The sequence below is a fragment of the Brucella thiophenivorans genome (assembly GCF_002252445.1).
Classification (GTDB): domain Bacteria; phylum Pseudomonadota; class Alphaproteobacteria; order Rhizobiales; family Rhizobiaceae; genus Brucella; species Brucella thiophenivorans.
On record NZ_NNRJ01000001.1, the window covers coordinates 24,289 to 40,977 of the forward strand.

A 16,689-nucleotide genomic window follows, 5' to 3' on the forward strand; every position below is an offset into this window, starting at 1 on the left:
TCTCCTCGTTAAGATGTAGCAATTCAGGATAAGGAATAGGATATGGTGCCATCAAAGCCTGCGCGTCGATTGACTAGGCCCTTGAACGTCAAGTGATTTAAGTGCGCCAGTGCTTCACCCATGGCGAAACTGAACTGATGACCGTCGAGATTAGGCCGGAATAAGGAGCCCAACATGGCCGCGGCCGTAGAGGGTCCCTCGTCCAGCAGGGAACGAACTTGAACAAGGCGGTTAGCGTGATGGCCGACGATCTCATGAACCCTTGAAGGCGCATCTTCAAACGGATCGCGATGCGAGGGTAAGACAAGAGTTCGGCTCGTAGTGATTTCGGCCAGTCGCTGCAGCGATTCAAGAAATTCGGAGAGTGGGTCGGCAAGGGGCTCCCATGGCCACACGCTGATATTGGGTGTGATCTTAGGGAGTAACTGATCCCCGGCAATGAGAATATCGTCGGTGCTGGAATATAACATGACGAGATCAGGGGAATGGCCCCGGCCTGTCAGCACGGTCCAACAGCGCCATCCGATGGATAAAGAGTCTCCCGCACGAATACGATCAAAGCTATCGGGGAGCGATACATTTGAATGATAAAGATGGGTTTCTGCGAGAAAACGACTCAATTGCTCCGCGGAGGCCCCGTTCTGGCGAAAGAATGAAGTCCTTAACTCGACATCGTCGCTATAAAGCCCACTTTGAGCAACGTTAGCCGCCATCCACTCCATTAGAGTCATTTGGGGCCTTACGTTCCAGCGAGAGCTGACGAAGCCTGCGTTCCCCACGTGGTCCGGATGAAAATGCGTCACAATGAAACGTGTCAAGGACCGCCGTGGGAACAAATATGCCCATGCGTCTTCGATGACACGTCTTGTTTCGGAATTGCTAACGCCGCAATCTATCATGGCGAAGCCTTCGTCATCTTCCAGCAGCCAAATATTGACCTGACCTAAACCGATGAAGGGGACAGGCACACTAAGGCGGTAGATACCCGTTGCGACCTCAGTTGGCCTTATCTCGAGGATGCGCTCAATCAAGTATGTGCCTCCGCCCCAACTGAAGCAGATACCGCTTCACCCCGCATTTCGGCTGCTGCTTCCATAATTGCGCGCATCAGCCCTTCGTAACCGGTGCAGCGGCAAATATGACCGCCGAGAACTTCGCGCACCTCGTTCTCTCCTGGATTTGGGTTACGGCCCAGAAAATCGGAAAAGGACATGAGGATGCCCGGCGTACAGAAGCCACATTGCAGAGCGTGGTGGCGGCGAAAGGCGCGTTGCAGTGGTGCCATATTATCAGCGTCGGTGGCTAATCCTTCGACCGTCTCAATCCGTCGACCGTCGGCCTGCATTGCAAGCATCAGGCAGGAGCGGCTGGCCACGCCGTCAACCTTAACAGTACAGCACCCACAAACACCGTGCTCGCAACCCACGTGCGTGCCTGTTGATCCGGCGGATTGGCGTAGGAAATCGCTCAAAAGCATGCGGGGGCTAGCGAGGGCCGTCACTTTCTCGCCGTTCAACTCCACGGTCACCGCAGACATTTCTTCATTCTTAATTATGCGCATGACATCACCTCGGAAACTAATTTTGGCGCCAGGCGCCGTACGAGATCGCGACGGAAGCGAGCACTGGCATGGATGTCGTCGTATCCACCGAGCTGCCAAGCGAGATGTTCGATCCGCTCGGTCAAGTTTGTAGCGGATACGTTTTCGTCGAGTTCAATACATGAAGGACGATCTGCGACGCCGCCTATGCCGATCCGAATCCGCCCCGCGTGGCGAATGACGCCCGCAGAAACAATGGCGAAATCACCATGACGCCGCGACACTTCTTGAAAACTAGCACCCTCGCGGCCGAGGCCGACAGGAAAACGCACCGCTACGAGCAGTTCGTCCTCGCGGCGGGCTGTTTGCAGCATGCCAGTCTGATAGTCACGCGCCGCCAGCCGCCGTTCTCCCTTGCTCGATCGCAGAATCGCCTCGCCCTGGAGCAAGGCGAGAGAAAGCGGCAATTCCGAACTCGGATCGGCGTGGCTGATCGAGCCACAGACGGTGCCGCGGTTGCGGGTCTGGAAATGACCAACCCAAGGTAGGGCTCGTGCGATAAAAGGCGCTTCTCGCTCGAGGTCAGGCCAAGCGAGCAACTCTGCCTGCGTCGTTGCTGCCCCAACTTCTAGGAACCCATTGTTGATGTGAATGTGACGCAAGGCGGGTAGACGAGAGATGTCGAGCACCACTCCGGGCTCAACCAGCCGCAGGTTCAGCATCGCCATGAGTGACTGTCCGCCCGCTAGGACACGCGCTTCGCCTCCATATTCAGATAAGATCTGAAGAGCCTCGTCAACACTGTCTGGGCGAATATAGGTGAATGCCGCAGGTTTCATTTTTGTCCTCCGAACAGGCCGACCAGCCAGGACATCAGGCCAGATCTGGCTTTCTTTTGTAGCGTCACATCCGCGCCGCCCGATAAGGCGACCAAACGTTCAAAGAACTGTCCGATGATCATGTCTGCGGCGCGGCGGATCATACGACCGCCGACAGAGGCTACTTTCCCCCCGACATCGACGCCGTAAGCGTAATCGATCCTGGTTCCGTCCGGCGTAACGGTGAGAATGATACGACCCTTTCCTTCGGCCTTGCCGAGCGGACCTCTCAGTTCGCCGCTTAATTTAGCTTGTCGTTGTGGAACAAGATCGCTCAGGTACACATCCGCGATAAACCGACCACGGACGGGGCCCACTCCTAGAGATACCTCAGCCTGGAAATGATCGGGACGAAGTGCCGTCACGGTATGACAGCCAGGAATGATATTCTTGAGCGTTTGCGGATTGAGCAGCGCGTCCCAGATATCTCCTGCCTCTGTCACAACCGTCAATGTTCCAGAGCCCGCAATTGTGGCTTCTGCGAACTCCCGCTCCATGGTTGTGGCATCGAGTGCATTGGTGCTGATCGTGGGCGCTGGACCCTCATCGCTACCTAATAAAGCATTCAACCAGTTGGGTGTGATCGGCAAACGCACATCGCGTAAGGACAGCGCATCGGCTACTGCGTTGGCGATGCAGACCGGCGTACTCATGCAATTGCCTTCGGCCAGCCCCTTCGCTCCAAGGGGAGTGAAAGGTGATGGAGTTTCCATGTGGATGATCTCAATCTGCGGCACCTCGCAGACTGTGGGCACGAGATACTCGGCAAATGTGCCGGTCTGGAGAGCACCTGTCTTGTCATCGTAGATGATTTCTTCATATAGCGCTGTTGCCAACCCTTGGACAAAGGCGCCGCGTATCTGACCTTCCGCCAGGAGTGGATTTATCAGCTTGCCGGCGTCGTGCATGGAGACATATCGATCCACTTTGACCTGCATTGTCAAAGGATCGACCTCGATACCACACATGTCGAATACAAAACCATAAGTCAGCGAGGTGTTGATCTCGTCGCCACTCGTAGGTGGGGCCAGTTCCTGCGGAGCCCAGATTCCGGTTTCGCTGATACCGGGCTGATCGGTATCGGGAACGAGAACAGGTGACCAGTGGGCCGTGCCGGCTGCGCGACCGAAGGGCATATTCTTAGTGGGCTGCGCAATAGAAAACACTCTGCCACCACCGAAGCCGACATCATCCTCTGTTGTTTTAAAAAGGCCAGCGGCAATGCGCGCCACCTTTTCGCGGACCTGCTTGCCAGCGAGGTGAGCCGCAACGGCGGTACCGGGAGAGAACCGACAGGAATAGCTGCCTGCGGCGATGGACCATGCATCCTTCTGCGTATCGATCTCCAGATTGACTGAAATATCCTGCGGCTGAAGGCCAAGCTGATCGGCTACAATCTGCGACAGAGCAGTAGCATGACCTTGCCCCTGAACGGTCACATCCGCCGTCATGGAGACGCCACCCACTGCGTCGACATTGACCCTCACCATGGAGACGGCACCGTTTTTGGGCCCCTGTTGCTGTCGGATATCCTCGGGCAAGATAGTGCTGAGATAGCCCATGTTGGACATGCCGGGTTCAACGACTGCAGCGTAACCTATACCGTAAAATTTTCCAGCGGCCCTTGCTTCATCGCGCCGGCGAAGCAAGTCCGTCAGTCGACCATCTCCCGTAGCTATCTCAATGGCCTTTTGGTAGTCTCCAGAATCATACAAGGCGCCCGCCGGCGTGCGATACGGAAACGCGTCTGCCGAGATCAGGTTGCGCCGGATTACATCGAGAGGATCGAGCGAGAGTTCAACTGCGATCCGCTGCATGAGCCGCTCAATAGCCAAATAAAGCTGTGGGCCACCAAAACCTCGCACCAAGGCGGCAGGCATTTTGTTTGTAACTACGACGCGATTTACTATGGCGAGATGGCGTATGTCATAAGCGCCTGTGGTGGCACCGTGCATGCGATAAAGTGGCCCAGGCATTGGCGCACGAAGATAGGCGCCATAGTCCTCAAGATTATCAAAGCGTAGCGCCGTGACCCGGCCATCGGGCTCAACTGCCGCATCGAGCCGAGTAATGCGGTTCGGCCCGGAATTGGCTGCTTGAAGGTGCTCTAGCCGATCCTCGATCCATTTTACCGGGCGACCGCTTATACGCGCGGCAAGCCCCATCAGGACGATGTATGGAAAAACGGAAAGCTTTATACCAAAGCTGCCGCCGCTATCCGGCGGTATGCGTAACCGTAACCTGCTGCCCGGAACCCGCAGCGCCTTGGCCATGACCGGGTGGGCGGAAAAGGGTCCCTGGAAATTTGCGAGAACGTCGAAGCTCTTGTCGCCAGGCCTGTACTCGGCCACTACTGCGAAACACTCCATAGGTGTATAGGAACTACGCGGATATTCAATTTCGACAGAAATGGTCCGCTCAGCGCGGGCGAACGCGGCATCAGGTTTACCGTAAACGAATTCTCGCACGGAAAGCTGATTGGTACCAGCAGCCGGATGTAGCAGGGGCGCGTCAGAGCGTACCGCAGCAACCGGGTCGACTACAACGGAAAGCGGCTCGTAAAGGATGTCGACCAGAGCGGCGCCATCCTCGGCAATGTAACGATCATCTGCTAGCACGACTGCCACAGCTTCGCCCACATAGCGAACCCGCTCGACTGCTAGCGCCCATTGATCGATAGGCTGCTTAAGTACGGTAAGGAAGGGATCGGAAATGGCCTTAATCTGCTCGCCCGTGATCACATGTCGAACGCCCGGTATTGCTAGTGCGCGTGTCGTATCAATCGCAGTTATCAGAGCATGTGCGTGCGTCGCACGCACCACGGCGGCATGAAGGGTGTTTGGCGATATGGGGAAGTCATCGACATAACGGCCCTGCCCCATGAGCAATGCTGCGTCCTCACGTCGTTCGAGACTCCGTCCAACCCAACCTTGTGTCGAATGGGCGTTTTTTTTGACATCCGCGTACATCAATTCACTGCCTCGTAAGCGACAGGATCGCGTCAATGCGCTCCGGCCTTGATGAAGGTGCCCGATCTAATGAACGGGTGGCGTCTGCAACGGAACTAGCACAAATCCGATGCGAGTGTAAAGGTTATTTAGTACCGTTTTACCAATTTAAAAATTGGACCTACCTGTGCCATATTTGGACTATTGCGGGACTCGCGAGGCTTGGGGTACCTTCAGCTGTCAGATAGAGCTCAACTAGAGAGATGAAAAGATGAATCAGGATGTGAAACTTGGCGAAGATTTCACGATTTCTAAGGTGAATTTGGTAGATGTCCCCGAAATTGTAGAAATTGACGCAACTATAACCGGCACCTCAAAAGCCGACTTTTGGTACGCGCACTATCTGCGACAGAGCACGGACGGGTCAGCTCTCTTATTCGTGGCCAGGCGTGACGGGCAGGTAATAGGTTACGTCTTAGGGTCGATCCAGGCTTGGGAATTTGGCTCACCGCCTTGCGGGTGGATCCAGGCAGTCGCCGTGCGACCAGAACACCGCCATTTGCAAATAGCCTCACGACTGTTCGAAGCGTCTATCGCGTATTTCCGAGAACACAGTATAGACCTGATCCGAACAATGGTGCACATCGACGCACAGAACTTAATTGCGTTTTTTCGCATGCAGGGCATGGCTGCAGGACCATACATAGAATTGGAAATGCGGGCCGACTAGGCACTGCTATGTTGATGGATGATACTTGGAGATAATTTATGAAATTGCAGCAGGCGACGCGGGCAGCAATTGTAGCCCTCCTACATATGGCATCGCGTCCGGGCGAGCAAATTCCCGCTAGCGAAATTGCAGAGGTTTATGGCATGTCGCAGCACCATCTTGCGAAAGTGCTTCGCACCCTGTCTTTAGCAGGGCTAGCCGAATCAACTCGCGGCGTCGGCGGGGGATGCAGTTTCGTAGGCGACGCACGTAAGGTCGCGCTGTACGATATCATAAAATTGTTTGAACCCGATTGGTTCACCAGCCCCGACCAACCGGACGCGCCCTCCACTGTCGGCGCCGAACTCTTTAGAGTCATGGAAGAGATTGATCGCATTTCCGCGGCAACCCTGCAGTCCGTCACCCTACAGACCATCATTAATAATAGTATGCGCCGACTACAAGCCGCTGGGGATCAGCCAAATCCTAGCGCTAAATCCATCCTGTAAGTCAATTGCGAAGCATAAAATCAAGCCTGGGGCATAAACCTCCTGCTTTAGCCCATAAATTAGTAATTTGATCAACAAGCATAACCCGGCAGGGTAAATTCCTTCTTGACAAAATCGCCATAGAGTCTTTTAAATGCGCATTATCGCACCAATTTACTTCAAAGGTGCGGTCTTTGGGAGGAGAGGCTATGAGGAAGTATGCAAACGCGGTCTTATTGATCGTTGGACTGTTAGCGGCCACCAACAGCGCCGCTTTTTCGCAAGAGAAAGTCGTCAAGGTTGGTCTTATCACTGACTTCAGCGGCACATTTGCTCAACTAGCCAAAGATATTGAAGATGGCTGGATGCTCGCCTTGGAAGAGCGCGGGGGCAAAGCTGGCGACTATCGCATTCAAATCATCAAAGAAGATTCCGAGAACTCTCCCCCGGCGGGGATTCAGAAGGCCAACAAGCTTATCAAGTCTGATGGCGTAGCGGTTTTTGGCGGCACGATTTCGTCAGGGGTCGGCGTAGCACTCGCCGGTATCGCCAACCAAGAACGCGTCCCTTTCGTTGCAGGTTTTGCCGTTGCGGATGAGTTGACCACTAAATTTTGCAGTCCCTATGTAGCGCGGACCTCATTCTCGGCTAACGCACTTCAGTCTGCCGCTGGCGCCTACTGGGCGAATTCCGGCGTAAAAACCGCCGTATTTATGGGCCCCGACTATTCCGCGGGTCATGCGATGAAGGATGGTTTCAAGCGCGGTTTCGAAGGCGCGGGCGGTGAGGTGGTGATGGAAATCATGACGCCGTTTACAACGACTAAAGATTGGGGGCCGTCATTGCTGCGTGCGCAGCAGACTGGCGCCGAGATGATTTATTCATTTTATGCCGGCTCAGAAGCCGTACAGGTCGTTAAGCAACACGCGGACTTCGGAATGAAGGAAATGATGCCGCTGCGAGGCGATATGTGGCTTTACGACGAAGCCTTGTGGGCCGCAATGAGTGGTGCCCAGCGTGACGCCATGCAGATCACCGTTTATACGAATGCCCTTAAGACCCCGGCTTCCGAGCGGTTCAAAAGCGAATTCAAAGCCAAGTTTGGTCGGTTGCCCGTGGCGTCCAACGCGCTTGGCTACACCAACGCGGTCGCAATTTTTGACGGTCTTGCTGATGCTATCAAGGCTAACGATGGCAACTTGCCTGACGATGGCGCCGACATCATTTCAGCGATTTCCAAGCTCAAGCTTTCGGACGATCCACGAGGTCCCGTACACTTCAACAGCTCGAACAATGCGGTCCAAGACGAGCTTTACATCATCAAAATCGTGGAAGGGGCAGATGGCCTGCATCACGAACTGGTAGCTCGCACTCCTTACGGCAAGGACCTAGACGGCTGCAAAATGTGACTTGAACTCAAATGGGGCGGCTGGCCACTCTATCGCCTCTTACTTCAGCCCGGTTAGGTAACGTGATGTCCTTTTTTTTGTTCAATGCCCTAAACGGGCTGCAACTGTCGATGCTAATCTTCCTAATGGCGATCGGCCTTACCATCATCTTCGGATTGATGGATACTCTCAATCTAGCGCATGGCGCCTTCTATATGGTGGGTGCTTATTTCGGTTATGCCCTGTTTAGTACGACAGGCAACTTCTGGATCGCACTTATCATCGCGCCGTTGCTGCCGCTTCTACTCGGATTCGTCTTGCAGTATTTCGTACTGCAACCGCTTAAAGACAAAGGGCGAAGTGCGCATCTCGACATGGCTCTCCTCACGTTTGGCCTGCTTTTTTTCGTCATAGGCGTCATCGACTTGATTTTTTTCGAAACGCTCGGATTGACTTTCTTAAGTATAGACAAGCCCGAATTCTTACGAGGAGCGGTCAACATTGGCATTCTTTATCCAACGTATCGACTGTTCATCATCATAATCGGACTTACTGTGGCGCTCAGTGCATGGTTTGTGCTTGAGCGTACCGTGTTGGGTGCCGTCGTTCGAGCCGGAGTTGACGACAACGAAATGGTCCGGGCGATGGGGATTAACATCTATCTGGTTTTCGCGCTGGTCTTCGCGCTCGGGTGTGGTCTCGCGGGTTTTGCTGGAGTGGTTGCCGGCGCCGAGTTGTCGATCGACGTCAATATGGGCGTGCAGATACTTATCCCCACTCTGGTAGTGGTCATCCTAGGTGGCCTTGGCTCGGTGAAGGGATGCTTCATTGGCGCTATCATAGTTGGGATGACTGATACCCTATCTCAAGCCTACCTACCGGAGGCCTCGACTTTCGCGATTTACATCCTTCTGGCCGCCACGCTGATTGTCCGTCCGCTTGGCCTTTTCGGCCGCCCTCAACAGACGATCTAGTCAGAACGGTTTACATCATGGAAAACTCGCTCACTCAGCATACTTCCAAAGTATCGTTAGTGCCGGCAACAGAGATGGATACGGATCATCGTCGTGACAGAAGATTCTGGATTATGGCAGCGACCGGTCTTGCCGGCTTACTCGTCGCACCTCTCTTTCTAGGCAGCTACCCGATCTCGCTTTTGACCGAAGTGCTGATCCTCGCCCTCCTTGCATCTGGGTTAAATCTTCTGGTTGGCTATACGGGCCTGGTGTCTTTGGGCCACGCCGCGTTCCTTGGTGTTGGCGCCTACGTCACCGCTATTGCCACGGTGCTGCTTGGTTATCCGGTGTGGATTGGCATGATAGGGGCAGTGCTGGCAACTCTCATCATTGCCTGTCTCATCGGCATACTCAGCGTGCGCACACGCGGCGTGCAATTCCTGCTGATCACGCTCGCTTTCGGGCAGCTGCTTCGCGCCATTGCGGAAAAATCCCGCATGACTGGAGGCGATGACGGCATGACAGGTATTCCTCGGTTGGATCTCAGCCTAATCGGGTTGGATACGCATAGCGACCATACCTTTTACCTCACAGTTTTGGCGTTCTTCGTGGTGGCGCTGATCGCCCTACGCATCGTTGTGGAAAGCCCTTTTGGCCGAACGCTGGCAGGCATTCGGGAAAACGAAAAGCGAATAATGGCTATTGGTTACAACCCGACCCCCTACAAGGCTGTTGCCTTCGCAATCTCGGGCCTGATGGCGGGTCTGGCGGGGAGCCTATGGGCGCAGCACGCCTATTTCGTTAATCCGCATATAATGTCCTGGCAAATGTCGGGCGAGGTCCTTTTGATTGTCATCATTGGAGGCGCGCAAGCTTTTTTTGGCCCCTTGCTGGGTGCGGCATTCTACGTGTTGCTCAAAAGTTACCTTTCCACACTAACTGATTCTTACATGATGATCTTCGGCATTATGTTTGTGCTGGTCGTCGCCTTTTTCAAAGGTGGCATAGCTGGCTTTCTGGGTATGCTCTCCACCCAGCTGCAAAATTTGCTCAACAGGGGGCGCATGTAATGGCCCAACTTTCGATAAGGAACCTTAAGAAGCAATTTGGTGCTCTCCAAATCATACAGGGGTTCGACCTGGAGGTCGAGGCGGGCGCTCGGCATGCTATCGTTGGTCCGAATGGTGCGGGCAAGACTACGCTGTTCAACATGATTTCCGGTTGGCTTAAACCGACAAGCGGTTCCATAAGCCTCGATCAGCGGGACTTGGCAGGGTTAACGCCCGAGCAGGTCAATCGCGCCGGACTCGCCCGCTCGTTCCAAAAGAATGCCTTGTTTGAGGGCCTCACGGTTTTTGAGAACCTTCGATTGGCGGTGCAGGCTGGAACGCCCCACCGGTTTAACCTTATCCGATCAGCATCAAGCTTTAGAGCAATGCGAACTAAAGCCGAAGAGGTTGCTGTGCGCATGAGACTAAGGGATGCGCTGAACCGGGAGGTCAGGACACTTTCCTATGGGCAGAAACGGCAGCTCGAAGTAGGGATTGCTCTGGCATGTTCTCCCAAAGCTCTGTTGCTTGACGAACCTGCGGCGGGAACATCTCCTGCAGAACGGCTGCTGTTGATCGATACCCTGCGCGCTTTGCCCAAGGATATTACTCTTGTGCTGGTTGAGCATGACATGGACGTAGTATTCGGAGTTTGCGAACAAGTGACGGTGCTTAACTACGGCGTTGCGGTTGCCACTGGTTCGCCCGATCAGATTCGGCAAAACCCCGACGTCCGCGCCGCCTATCTCGGAGAATCCGCAAGCTATCACGGAGCCAATCTATGACCGAGTCGAATCCCAGCCGGCCGCTACTCGAATTGTGCGACATCCATACCTACTATGGAGAAAGTTATATCCTGCAAGGCGAAAGCCTGGAGTTGAGGCATGGCCAATGTCTCGCCCTCCTGGGAAGAAACGGTGCGGGAAAGACGACTACTTTGCGATCTATCGTTGGCCTTACGCCGATCCGAAGAGGCCGCATCGCCTTCAACGGCAAGACCATCAGCGATATGTCAACCCATCGTATCATCGCACAGGGAATCGGCTATGTGCCAGAGAACCGTGGGATTTTTGGCTCTTTGACCGTGCGGGAGCATATTGAGGTTGCCATGTGGGCACGGGGCTGTTCTGCAGCGCGACGCGATCAGGTCCTGGCAATTTTCCCTCGTATTTCCGAGCGTATGGGGCACTTGGGCCATCAGCTTTCCGGCGGGGAACAGCAGATGTTGGCTATTGCACGCGCGATGCTCGCTGATCCGGTACTTCTCATTCTCGATGAGCCTTCCGAAGGTTTGGCTCCGGTCATTGTCGAGGAGGTTCGCGCTACCCTGGCGCAGATCAAGGAGAGTGGGACGTCTATCCTGCTCGTTGAGCAGAATGCAGCTATGGCAATGTCGCTTGCCGACACTGTGACGGTGCTTTCGCAGGGAACCGTGCAATTTTCGGGGACGCCTGCCGGGCTCGAGGCGCGCTCGGATATTAAGAATGCTTATCTCGGGATTTCGTGAGCCGTAGTGACCGCCGTTAGCATGAACAACAAATGCGTGTGGAAAAAAAATGACTTTGCCAATCTATTCGGAAGACTGGAAGGCCTGGAGCGATCCGGCAATCCCTGAATATGTGAATGCGACGGACCTCCTGCTCGATCGACACGTCGAGGGTGGCCGGGCAGACAAAACAGCACTCATCTCGGACGGCGAGGCCATCAGTTACTGCGCCCTGCTCGCCGAAGTCTGCCGTGCCGCTAATGGGTTGTGCGCTGCCGGCTTGCCCGAACGATCCCGGATCCTGATCTCGGCGACCGATACGCTAACAAGCGTGGCCATTTGGCTTGGTGCACTTCGGGCCGGTCTGGTCCCTGTCAGCATCTCGGATCTTTATAAGACCGATCAGCTCGTCTACTTCATCCGAGACACAGCCGCCACTGCGGTGTTCATTGATGAACGGCAAATGGCAAAGATGATCGAGGCGCAGGACACTTTGCCCGCAACGCTCCGGACAATCATTGTCAACGGGGATGCACCCGAGGCTACTGGCATCACCCGGGCCGGGCTTCGTGTCACGACCTATGGCTCACTTGTGCACGGTCAGCCGGCACAGTTGGAGGCTACCACGCTGCATGCCAACGACGTAAGCTATATGTTTTATTCCGGCGGTACGACAGGAACATCGAAGGGTATAACGCATCTGGCGCATGACTTTATACTGGTTCCTGAGCGTCAAGGGTTTTGGTGGAGCTATACGGAAAATGACATCGTGTTGGCAACCTCCAAAAAATACTTCACCCACGGGCTGTGGCCCGGTTTGCTGATTCCGCTTTATTGGGGCGGAACTGCCATCATAATGTCAGACAATCTGATACCCTCTAAGCTGACAGATGTGATTGAGACGCATCGGCCGACGAAGCTGATTACCGTCCCTACAGTCATCAAGCTGATGCTGGCCCATTTCGAAGAGCACGGACTAGAGCCGAATTTTTCCTCGCTTGGCGCTGTATATACAGCGTCAGAGAAGATGCCACCTGAAGTGTTTGAACGCTGGCATCGCCGGTTCGGGCTCGAATTGTTTGACAGCATCGGTTCGTCCGAAGTGACATACGAGTGGATAGCCAACAGACCGTCAGATTTCCGGAGAGGGTCGCTTGGAAAACCTATCGTTGGCGTAGAGATTCGGCTGTTGGACGACGATGGTAACATTATCTCAAATCCCAATACTCCGGGGGAATGCCTGGTAAAGTCGCGGACGGCTTGTCTGTTCTACTGGCGCAAATTCGACGAAACCAAGGCTACTTTTCAGGGTGAGTGGGTGAGGACCGGAGACCATCTTCTGTTCGACGAGGACGGATATTTCTGGTTCGCCGGACGCTCCAACGATGTGTTCAAAGTGAAGGGCCTTTGGGTGTCGCCTATCGAAGTGGAGGCAGCTATCACTCGTGACGAGCGCGTGCTGGAGGCTGCTGTCTACGCAATCGAGGGCAACGATGGTCTCAGCAAGGTCAAGGCGCATGTGGTGCTCAAGGACCACTACAGCGGTGATGTGGCGATGGCCGATGAATTGAAGGGTCAAGTGCGGCACCACTGTGGCGGCTACAAAGTACCAGACGAGATCGTCTTTGTCGGGTCACTGCCCCGGACGGCCTTGCAGAAAATTGACAGACGGACGCTAAGAGAACGAGAAACAGCATCGCGCGCGATCTAGGCCCCAAGTATGGCACTGGGAGATGGTTCAGATACATCATCTTTGCTTTGGTGCGATGGGGGCAAGCGTTCGCGAATTCCTGGCCGCAGAGGGAGATGGAGGCTTCACGTTATGCGCAATAAACGCAGTTATATAACTAAACTGTTAGGCGTGCGCCGTACTGTCAATAAAATCGATTGCCTCAAGCCGTGGTGTAAAACGAATACGGCTTAAGATCACAGGGCTTTTATGTCGGGAGAACTGCACCTTGAAGTCGCTCACTAATCTAAACTCGATTCCAGTTTTACCGTATTGCGCGGCTACAACCGACGATCCTGAAGAGATCCTCCGTTTTGCCGTCGATAGTGTAGAAAGCGGGCTTGGAACCGCGCTCGTCACTTTAGTGGAAATCCGAGGAGGATCGTCTCGCGCACTTGGTGCTCAGATGGCTGTTTGCGCGGATGGGGGTTATAGTGGTTATGTCTCAGGAGGCTGCACCGAAGCTGCGGTCGCAGCGGAATCACTCGAAGCGATTGGTAAAGGCGTCGACAGGTATCTTCTGCTAGGTGAAGGATCGCGCTTTTTCGACATTGTTCTTCCGTGCGGCGGTGGCATTACTGTGGCAATTCACGTGTTGAAAGATGCCACGCCTGTACGCGAAATTCTTTTCGAGCTTCGATCGCGCAGGCGCACCGCCCTCGGCTATGACCCGGACCGTCAGTCGCTTACCGTCATGGTGCCGACCATTGGGACGCGCTGGATTGGACGCCTCTTCATGCGGGACTATAGACCCAAGGCAAAGCTTCTTTTATGCGGGCGCGGCATTGAGCTCGATGCGGCAACGCGGCTTGCTACGGCTACGGCGTTCGAACACCTGTCGTTTGATGGTCAGTCCACTGTGAAGATTGATGAATTCATCGACCAGGACACGGCGGTCGCACTGTTGTTTCACGATATCGATCAAGAGATGCCTTTCCTTGAATCAGCGTTGGCACGGGAACCGTTCTATATCGGTGCTTTAGGAAGTCGGCGAACTCACGAAAAACGTTACGGAGTCCTGCGGACACTGGGTTATAGCCAAAGCGAGCTTGCCCAAATCAAGGCACCAATAGGAATGTTTGGTCCCACTCGGGATGCTCGTACGCTAGCACTATCTGTCTTGGCGGACGTTGCTGCCGCGTACTCCGCTCAATCTAGAGCACGTCCGGGGATCAATGAATCGGTTGTGATGTGACGCGCTTGCGAGTTTCTGATCCAACATCCGCTTTGACGGAGGTTGGTGATGGCAGGAGCGCTGAGCAGGGATTTGCGGTTGCTTGTGTTGACAGCTACGGATGAAGGGGCATCGGCCCGGCGGACGGCAGCCCGGTTCGACGTTGGAAAGTCGAGCGCGACCCGCTGGATTGCTCGGACAAAGATCGGGGAACAGACGCCGCGACCCCAAGGCGTCGTTGCGGGTGGAGCCTTGATGGATATGCAAACTCCATCGTCGGGATGATCGAGGAGCGCCGGAACATCATGTTACCCTACTAGGGGTTTGGCTTAAGGGGGCGGTCAATCACGAGCAGCGTTGACGTGGCGGTCGCATACAATCGTCCCGTTTCATCCTTTAAGGTCGCTTCGGCGAAGGCTATCCGCCGCCCTATGGAAACGACATGACCTTTTGCGCGAAGCAGACCAACATCGCTCGTGACAGGCCGAATGTAGGAGATCTTAAGTTCTACTGTTGTGTAGACCTGATCGGCTGTTAGTTTCGAATGCGCAGCGCAACCGCAACCGCTAACGTGTTGATTGCCGCTGAGAAGTGATGGTGTCATTAAGCATGGAATAAGGACCCCATTTGAGGGGTTATCGGCATCCAAACGGGGCTCTGACTCACATTTGATGATTTCGCGGTGGAAACTGACGCGGTTATCAGAAAGGAATCAGCATCATGGCGACCCAGTTTCGTCTGTCGTCCCTGATCCCGGTCGGATTGATTGTTGAGCGTTCCGACGAGGACAACGGGGTTATCATTGTTTCAGCGCGGGCAGCCGCTGATCAACGTTCCTGCCCTTTATGCAACAGAATGTCAGATCGTGTTCATAGCCGCTACGTTCGGATAGTTGCTGATTTGCCTTGTGGTGGCACCAAGGTCCAACTGCGATTATCAGCAAGGCGCTTTATCTGTGAGATGACAGTTTGTCGTCGCCGGATATTCGTCGAAAGGTTTGGAGAGCTTATCGTTCCGGAGCGCAGCCGTCGAACCGCTCGACTTGATACCGTCGTACATCATCTCGGGTTGGCTCTGGGAGGGCGGCCCGCTGCAGCCTTTGCCAAACGCTTGATGATCCCAGTTAGCAATGACACGCTCATCCGTGCGGTGAGAAGAAAATCCATGGTGCCGGATGATGCTCTAAACGCGGTCGGAATTGACGATTGGGCTTTCCGCCGCAATCACCGCTATGGCACCGTCGTATGTGATCTTGAGAAGCGAAGGATTGTCAAACTTCTGCCTGATCGGGAGATCGCGACAGTTTCGACGTTCCTTGCTCAGCACCCCGAAATAGCGATTGTTTCACGCGATAGAGGCGGCGGCTATCGTGAAGCTGCTGCCAAGGCTTTACCCCATGCTATGCAGGTCGCAGATCGTTGGCATTTGATGGAGAACGCCAGCGCAGCGTTCCTCGACGTCGTGCGCAAATCCATGCGGGCGATCCGTACCGCAATTGGTGCTACGACGATCAATCCTGCGCTACTCACTTGCGCTGAACGACTGCAATATGAGAGCTATCTACGGCGTGAGGACGTGAATTCGACAATCACCGAGCTGGCTTCCGATGGCGTGCCAATCAAGGAAATCGTGCGACAAACCGGGCTATAGCCGCGGAACGGTTCGCCAGATTGTCCGCGGTCACAGAACTGATGTGTTTCGTGTCAGACAAAGTTCCCTTGAGGCCTATCTGCCACTGTTGGATCAACTCTGGGGGTCTGGGCAGCACAACGGCGCTGAACTCTGGCGACAGCTAAAGTACAAAGGTTTCCGTGGTTGTTCTCGTGTCGTTGGGGAGTGGGCCGTAAGGCGACGGCGGTCTGAGCGGGTCTGCGATCAGCAACTTCAAAAAGTGCCATCCGCCAGAACGATTGCCCGATTGATGACAACTGCTCGTGATCAACTGAGTAAGGCTGACACAATCACCATTGCGGCCATAGAAGTCGGCGTTCCCGCCTTGATCCAAGCTCGCAATCTAATTGATCGTTTCCAGACAATGATCCGAATGAAGGACAAGACAGAACTCGACCCGTGGATCGCTGATGCACGCGACAGTCTGTTTGCCCCCTTCGCCAACGGGATACTGAAAGACAAGGCAGCGGTGTCTGCCGCCATCACCGAACCTTGGTCGAACGGCCAGGTCGAAGGACAGATCAACAAACTGAAGCTCGTTAAAAGGCAAATGTATGGGCGTGCCAAGCTGGATCTTCTTCAGGCACGGTTGATCGGCGCAATGTGAAAGAAATAGTCATCAAAAATGCGTCAGATCCCAAACGGGACCCCTTGTTTAAAGGGTAACATGACC

At 54.5% G+C, this 16,689-nt stretch carries 15 protein-coding genes and 1 pseudogene; 11 read left to right on the forward strand and 5 right to left on the reverse strand.

The window, feature by feature from the left end; all coding sequences use genetic code 11:
- Positions 1-23: 23 nt before the first annotated feature.
- The 4 genes from CEV31_RS00165 to CEV31_RS00180 are packed head-to-tail and all read right to left on the reverse strand — an operon-like array spanning position 24 to position 5,300.
- Entirely contained in the window at positions 24-1,031 is a 1,008-nt protein-coding gene (locus tag CEV31_RS00165; RefSeq protein ID WP_169717291.1) for an MBL fold metallo-hydrolase, read from the reverse strand.
- On the reverse strand, positions 1,028-1,561 hold the full coding sequence (locus tag CEV31_RS00170; protein ID WP_094504904.1) for a (2Fe-2S)-binding protein: 534 nt from the start codon (positions 1,559-1,561) through the stop codon (positions 1,028-1,030). The genes CEV31_RS00165 and CEV31_RS00170 overlap by 4 nt, the downstream gene beginning before the upstream one ends.
- Positions 1,552-2,379, reverse strand: a complete 828-nt coding sequence (locus CEV31_RS00175; protein ID WP_094504905.1) for an FAD binding domain-containing protein — start codon at positions 2,377-2,379, stop codon at positions 1,552-1,554. Before CEV31_RS00175 ends, CEV31_RS00170 begins: the two co-directional genes overlap by 10 nt.
- Positions 2,376-5,300 carry a xanthine dehydrogenase family protein molybdopterin-binding subunit gene (locus tag CEV31_RS00180; RefSeq protein WP_235818000.1) on the reverse strand — a complete coding sequence of 975 codons (2,925 nt, stop codon included), beginning with the start codon at positions 5,298-5,300 and terminating at the stop codon, positions 2,376-2,378. Before CEV31_RS00180 ends, CEV31_RS00175 begins: the two co-directional genes overlap by 4 nt.
- Positions 5,301-5,637: 337 nt before the next feature.
- On the opposite strand from CEV31_RS00180, the gene CEV31_RS00185 reads away from it, so the two are divergent.
- The 10 genes from CEV31_RS00185 to CEV31_RS00230 all read left to right on the forward strand — a co-directional run bounded on the left by CEV31_RS00185 (position 5,638) and on the right by CEV31_RS00230 (position 14,630).
- Complete coding sequence (locus tag CEV31_RS00185) at positions 5,638-6,096, forward strand: GNAT family N-acetyltransferase (RefSeq protein WP_094504907.1); 459 nt, start codon at positions 5,638-5,640, stop codon at positions 6,094-6,096.
- Positions 6,097-6,134: 38 nt separating this feature from the next.
- Complete coding sequence (locus CEV31_RS00190) at positions 6,135-6,584, forward strand: Rrf2 family transcriptional regulator (RefSeq protein WP_094504908.1); 450 nt, start codon at positions 6,135-6,137, stop codon at positions 6,582-6,584.
- Between the two features lie 188 nt (positions 6,585-6,772).
- Positions 6,773-7,972 (forward strand): ABC transporter substrate-binding protein, encoded by a 1,200-nt coding sequence (locus tag CEV31_RS00195; RefSeq protein WP_094504909.1) that lies wholly within the window; start codon positions 6,773-6,775, stop codon positions 7,970-7,972.
- Positions 7,973-8,037: 65 nt separating this feature from the next.
- Entirely contained in the window at positions 8,038-8,925 is an 888-nt protein-coding gene (locus CEV31_RS00200) for a branched-chain amino acid ABC transporter permease (protein WP_094504918.1), read from the forward strand.
- A gap of 17 nt (positions 8,926-8,942) precedes the next feature.
- Positions 8,943-9,977 carry a branched-chain amino acid ABC transporter permease gene (locus CEV31_RS00205; protein ID WP_094504910.1) on the forward strand — a complete coding sequence of 345 codons (1,035 nt, stop codon included), beginning with the start codon at positions 8,943-8,945 and terminating at the stop codon, positions 9,975-9,977.
- Positions 9,977-10,741, forward strand: coding sequence for an ABC transporter ATP-binding protein (locus tag CEV31_RS00210; RefSeq protein ID WP_094504911.1), 765 nt, complete (start codon positions 9,977-9,979; stop codon positions 10,739-10,741). The genes CEV31_RS00205 and CEV31_RS00210 overlap by 1 nt, the downstream gene beginning before the upstream one ends.
- Positions 10,738-11,463: an ABC transporter ATP-binding protein gene (locus tag CEV31_RS00215; protein WP_094504912.1), complete on the forward strand. Its 726-nt coding sequence runs from the start codon at positions 10,738-10,740 to the stop codon at positions 11,461-11,463. The genes CEV31_RS00210 and CEV31_RS00215 overlap by 4 nt, the downstream gene beginning before the upstream one ends.
- A 49-nt stretch (positions 11,464-11,512) precedes the next feature.
- Entirely contained in the window at positions 11,513-13,153 is a 1,641-nt protein-coding gene (locus CEV31_RS00220; RefSeq protein WP_094504913.1) for a benzoate-CoA ligase family protein, read from the forward strand.
- Positions 13,154-13,400: 247 nt separating this feature from the next.
- Positions 13,401-14,366 carry an XdhC family protein gene (locus CEV31_RS00225; protein WP_143850881.1) on the forward strand — a complete coding sequence of 322 codons (966 nt, stop codon included), beginning with the start codon at positions 13,401-13,403 and terminating at the stop codon, positions 14,364-14,366.
- A 48-nt stretch (positions 14,367-14,414) separates the two neighbouring features.
- The gene (locus tag CEV31_RS00230; protein ID WP_094504914.1) at positions 14,415-14,630 is read left to right on the forward strand and encodes a helix-turn-helix domain-containing protein; all 216 of its coding nucleotides are present in this window, start codon (positions 14,415-14,417) and stop codon (positions 14,628-14,630) included.
- A 31-nt stretch (positions 14,631-14,661) separates the two neighbouring features.
- On the opposite strand, the gene CEV31_RS21520 is transcribed toward CEV31_RS00230, so the two are convergent.
- The gene (locus CEV31_RS21520; RefSeq protein WP_094504915.1) at positions 14,662-14,949 is read right to left on the reverse strand and encodes a PaaI family thioesterase; all 288 of its coding nucleotides are present in this window, start codon (positions 14,947-14,949) and stop codon (positions 14,662-14,664) included.
- A 116-nt stretch (positions 14,950-15,065) separates the two neighbouring features.
- On the opposite strand from CEV31_RS21520, the pseudogene CEV31_RS00240 reads away from it, so the two are divergent.
- Positions 15,066-16,623, forward strand: a pseudogene (locus tag CEV31_RS00240) (ISL3 family transposase).
- Positions 16,624-16,689: the final 66 nt, after the last annotated feature.

Coding starts and splice junctions, on each gene's coding strand:
- CEV31_RS00170 (WP_094504904.1), bottom strand. CDS start 1,561: ATGCGCATAATTAAGAATGAAGAAATGTCTGCGGTGACCGTGGAGTTG.
- CEV31_RS00175 (WP_094504905.1), bottom strand. CDS start 2,379: ATGAAACCTGCGGCATTCACCTATATTCGCCCAGACAGTGTTGACGAG.
- CEV31_RS00180 (WP_235818000.1), bottom strand. CDS start 5,300: ATGGGGCAGGGCCGTTATGTCGATGACTTCCCCATATCGCCAAACACC.
- CEV31_RS00185 (WP_094504907.1), top strand. CDS start 5,638: ATGAATCAGGATGTGAAACTTGGCGAAGATTTCACGATTTCTAAGGTG.
- CEV31_RS00190 (WP_094504908.1), top strand. CDS start 6,135: ATGAAATTGCAGCAGGCGACGCGGGCAGCAATTGTAGCCCTCCTACAT.
- CEV31_RS00195 (WP_094504909.1), top strand. CDS start 6,773: ATGAGGAAGTATGCAAACGCGGTCTTATTGATCGTTGGACTGTTAGCG.
- CEV31_RS00200 (WP_094504918.1), top strand. CDS start 8,038: ATGTCCTTTTTTTTGTTCAATGCCCTAAACGGGCTGCAACTGTCGATG.
- CEV31_RS00205 (WP_094504910.1), top strand. CDS start 8,943: ATGGAAAACTCGCTCACTCAGCATACTTCCAAAGTATCGTTAGTGCCG.
- CEV31_RS00210 (WP_094504911.1), top strand. CDS start 9,977: ATGGCCCAACTTTCGATAAGGAACCTTAAGAAGCAATTTGGTGCTCTC.
- CEV31_RS00215 (WP_094504912.1), top strand. CDS start 10,738: ATGACCGAGTCGAATCCCAGCCGGCCGCTACTCGAATTGTGCGACATC.
- CEV31_RS00220 (WP_094504913.1), top strand. CDS start 11,513: ATGACTTTGCCAATCTATTCGGAAGACTGGAAGGCCTGGAGCGATCCG.
- CEV31_RS00230 (WP_094504914.1), top strand. CDS start 14,415: ATGGCAGGAGCGCTGAGCAGGGATTTGCGGTTGCTTGTGTTGACAGCT.
- CEV31_RS21520 (WP_094504915.1), bottom strand. CDS start 14,949: ATGACACCATCACTTCTCAGCGGCAATCAACACGTTAGCGGTTGCGGT.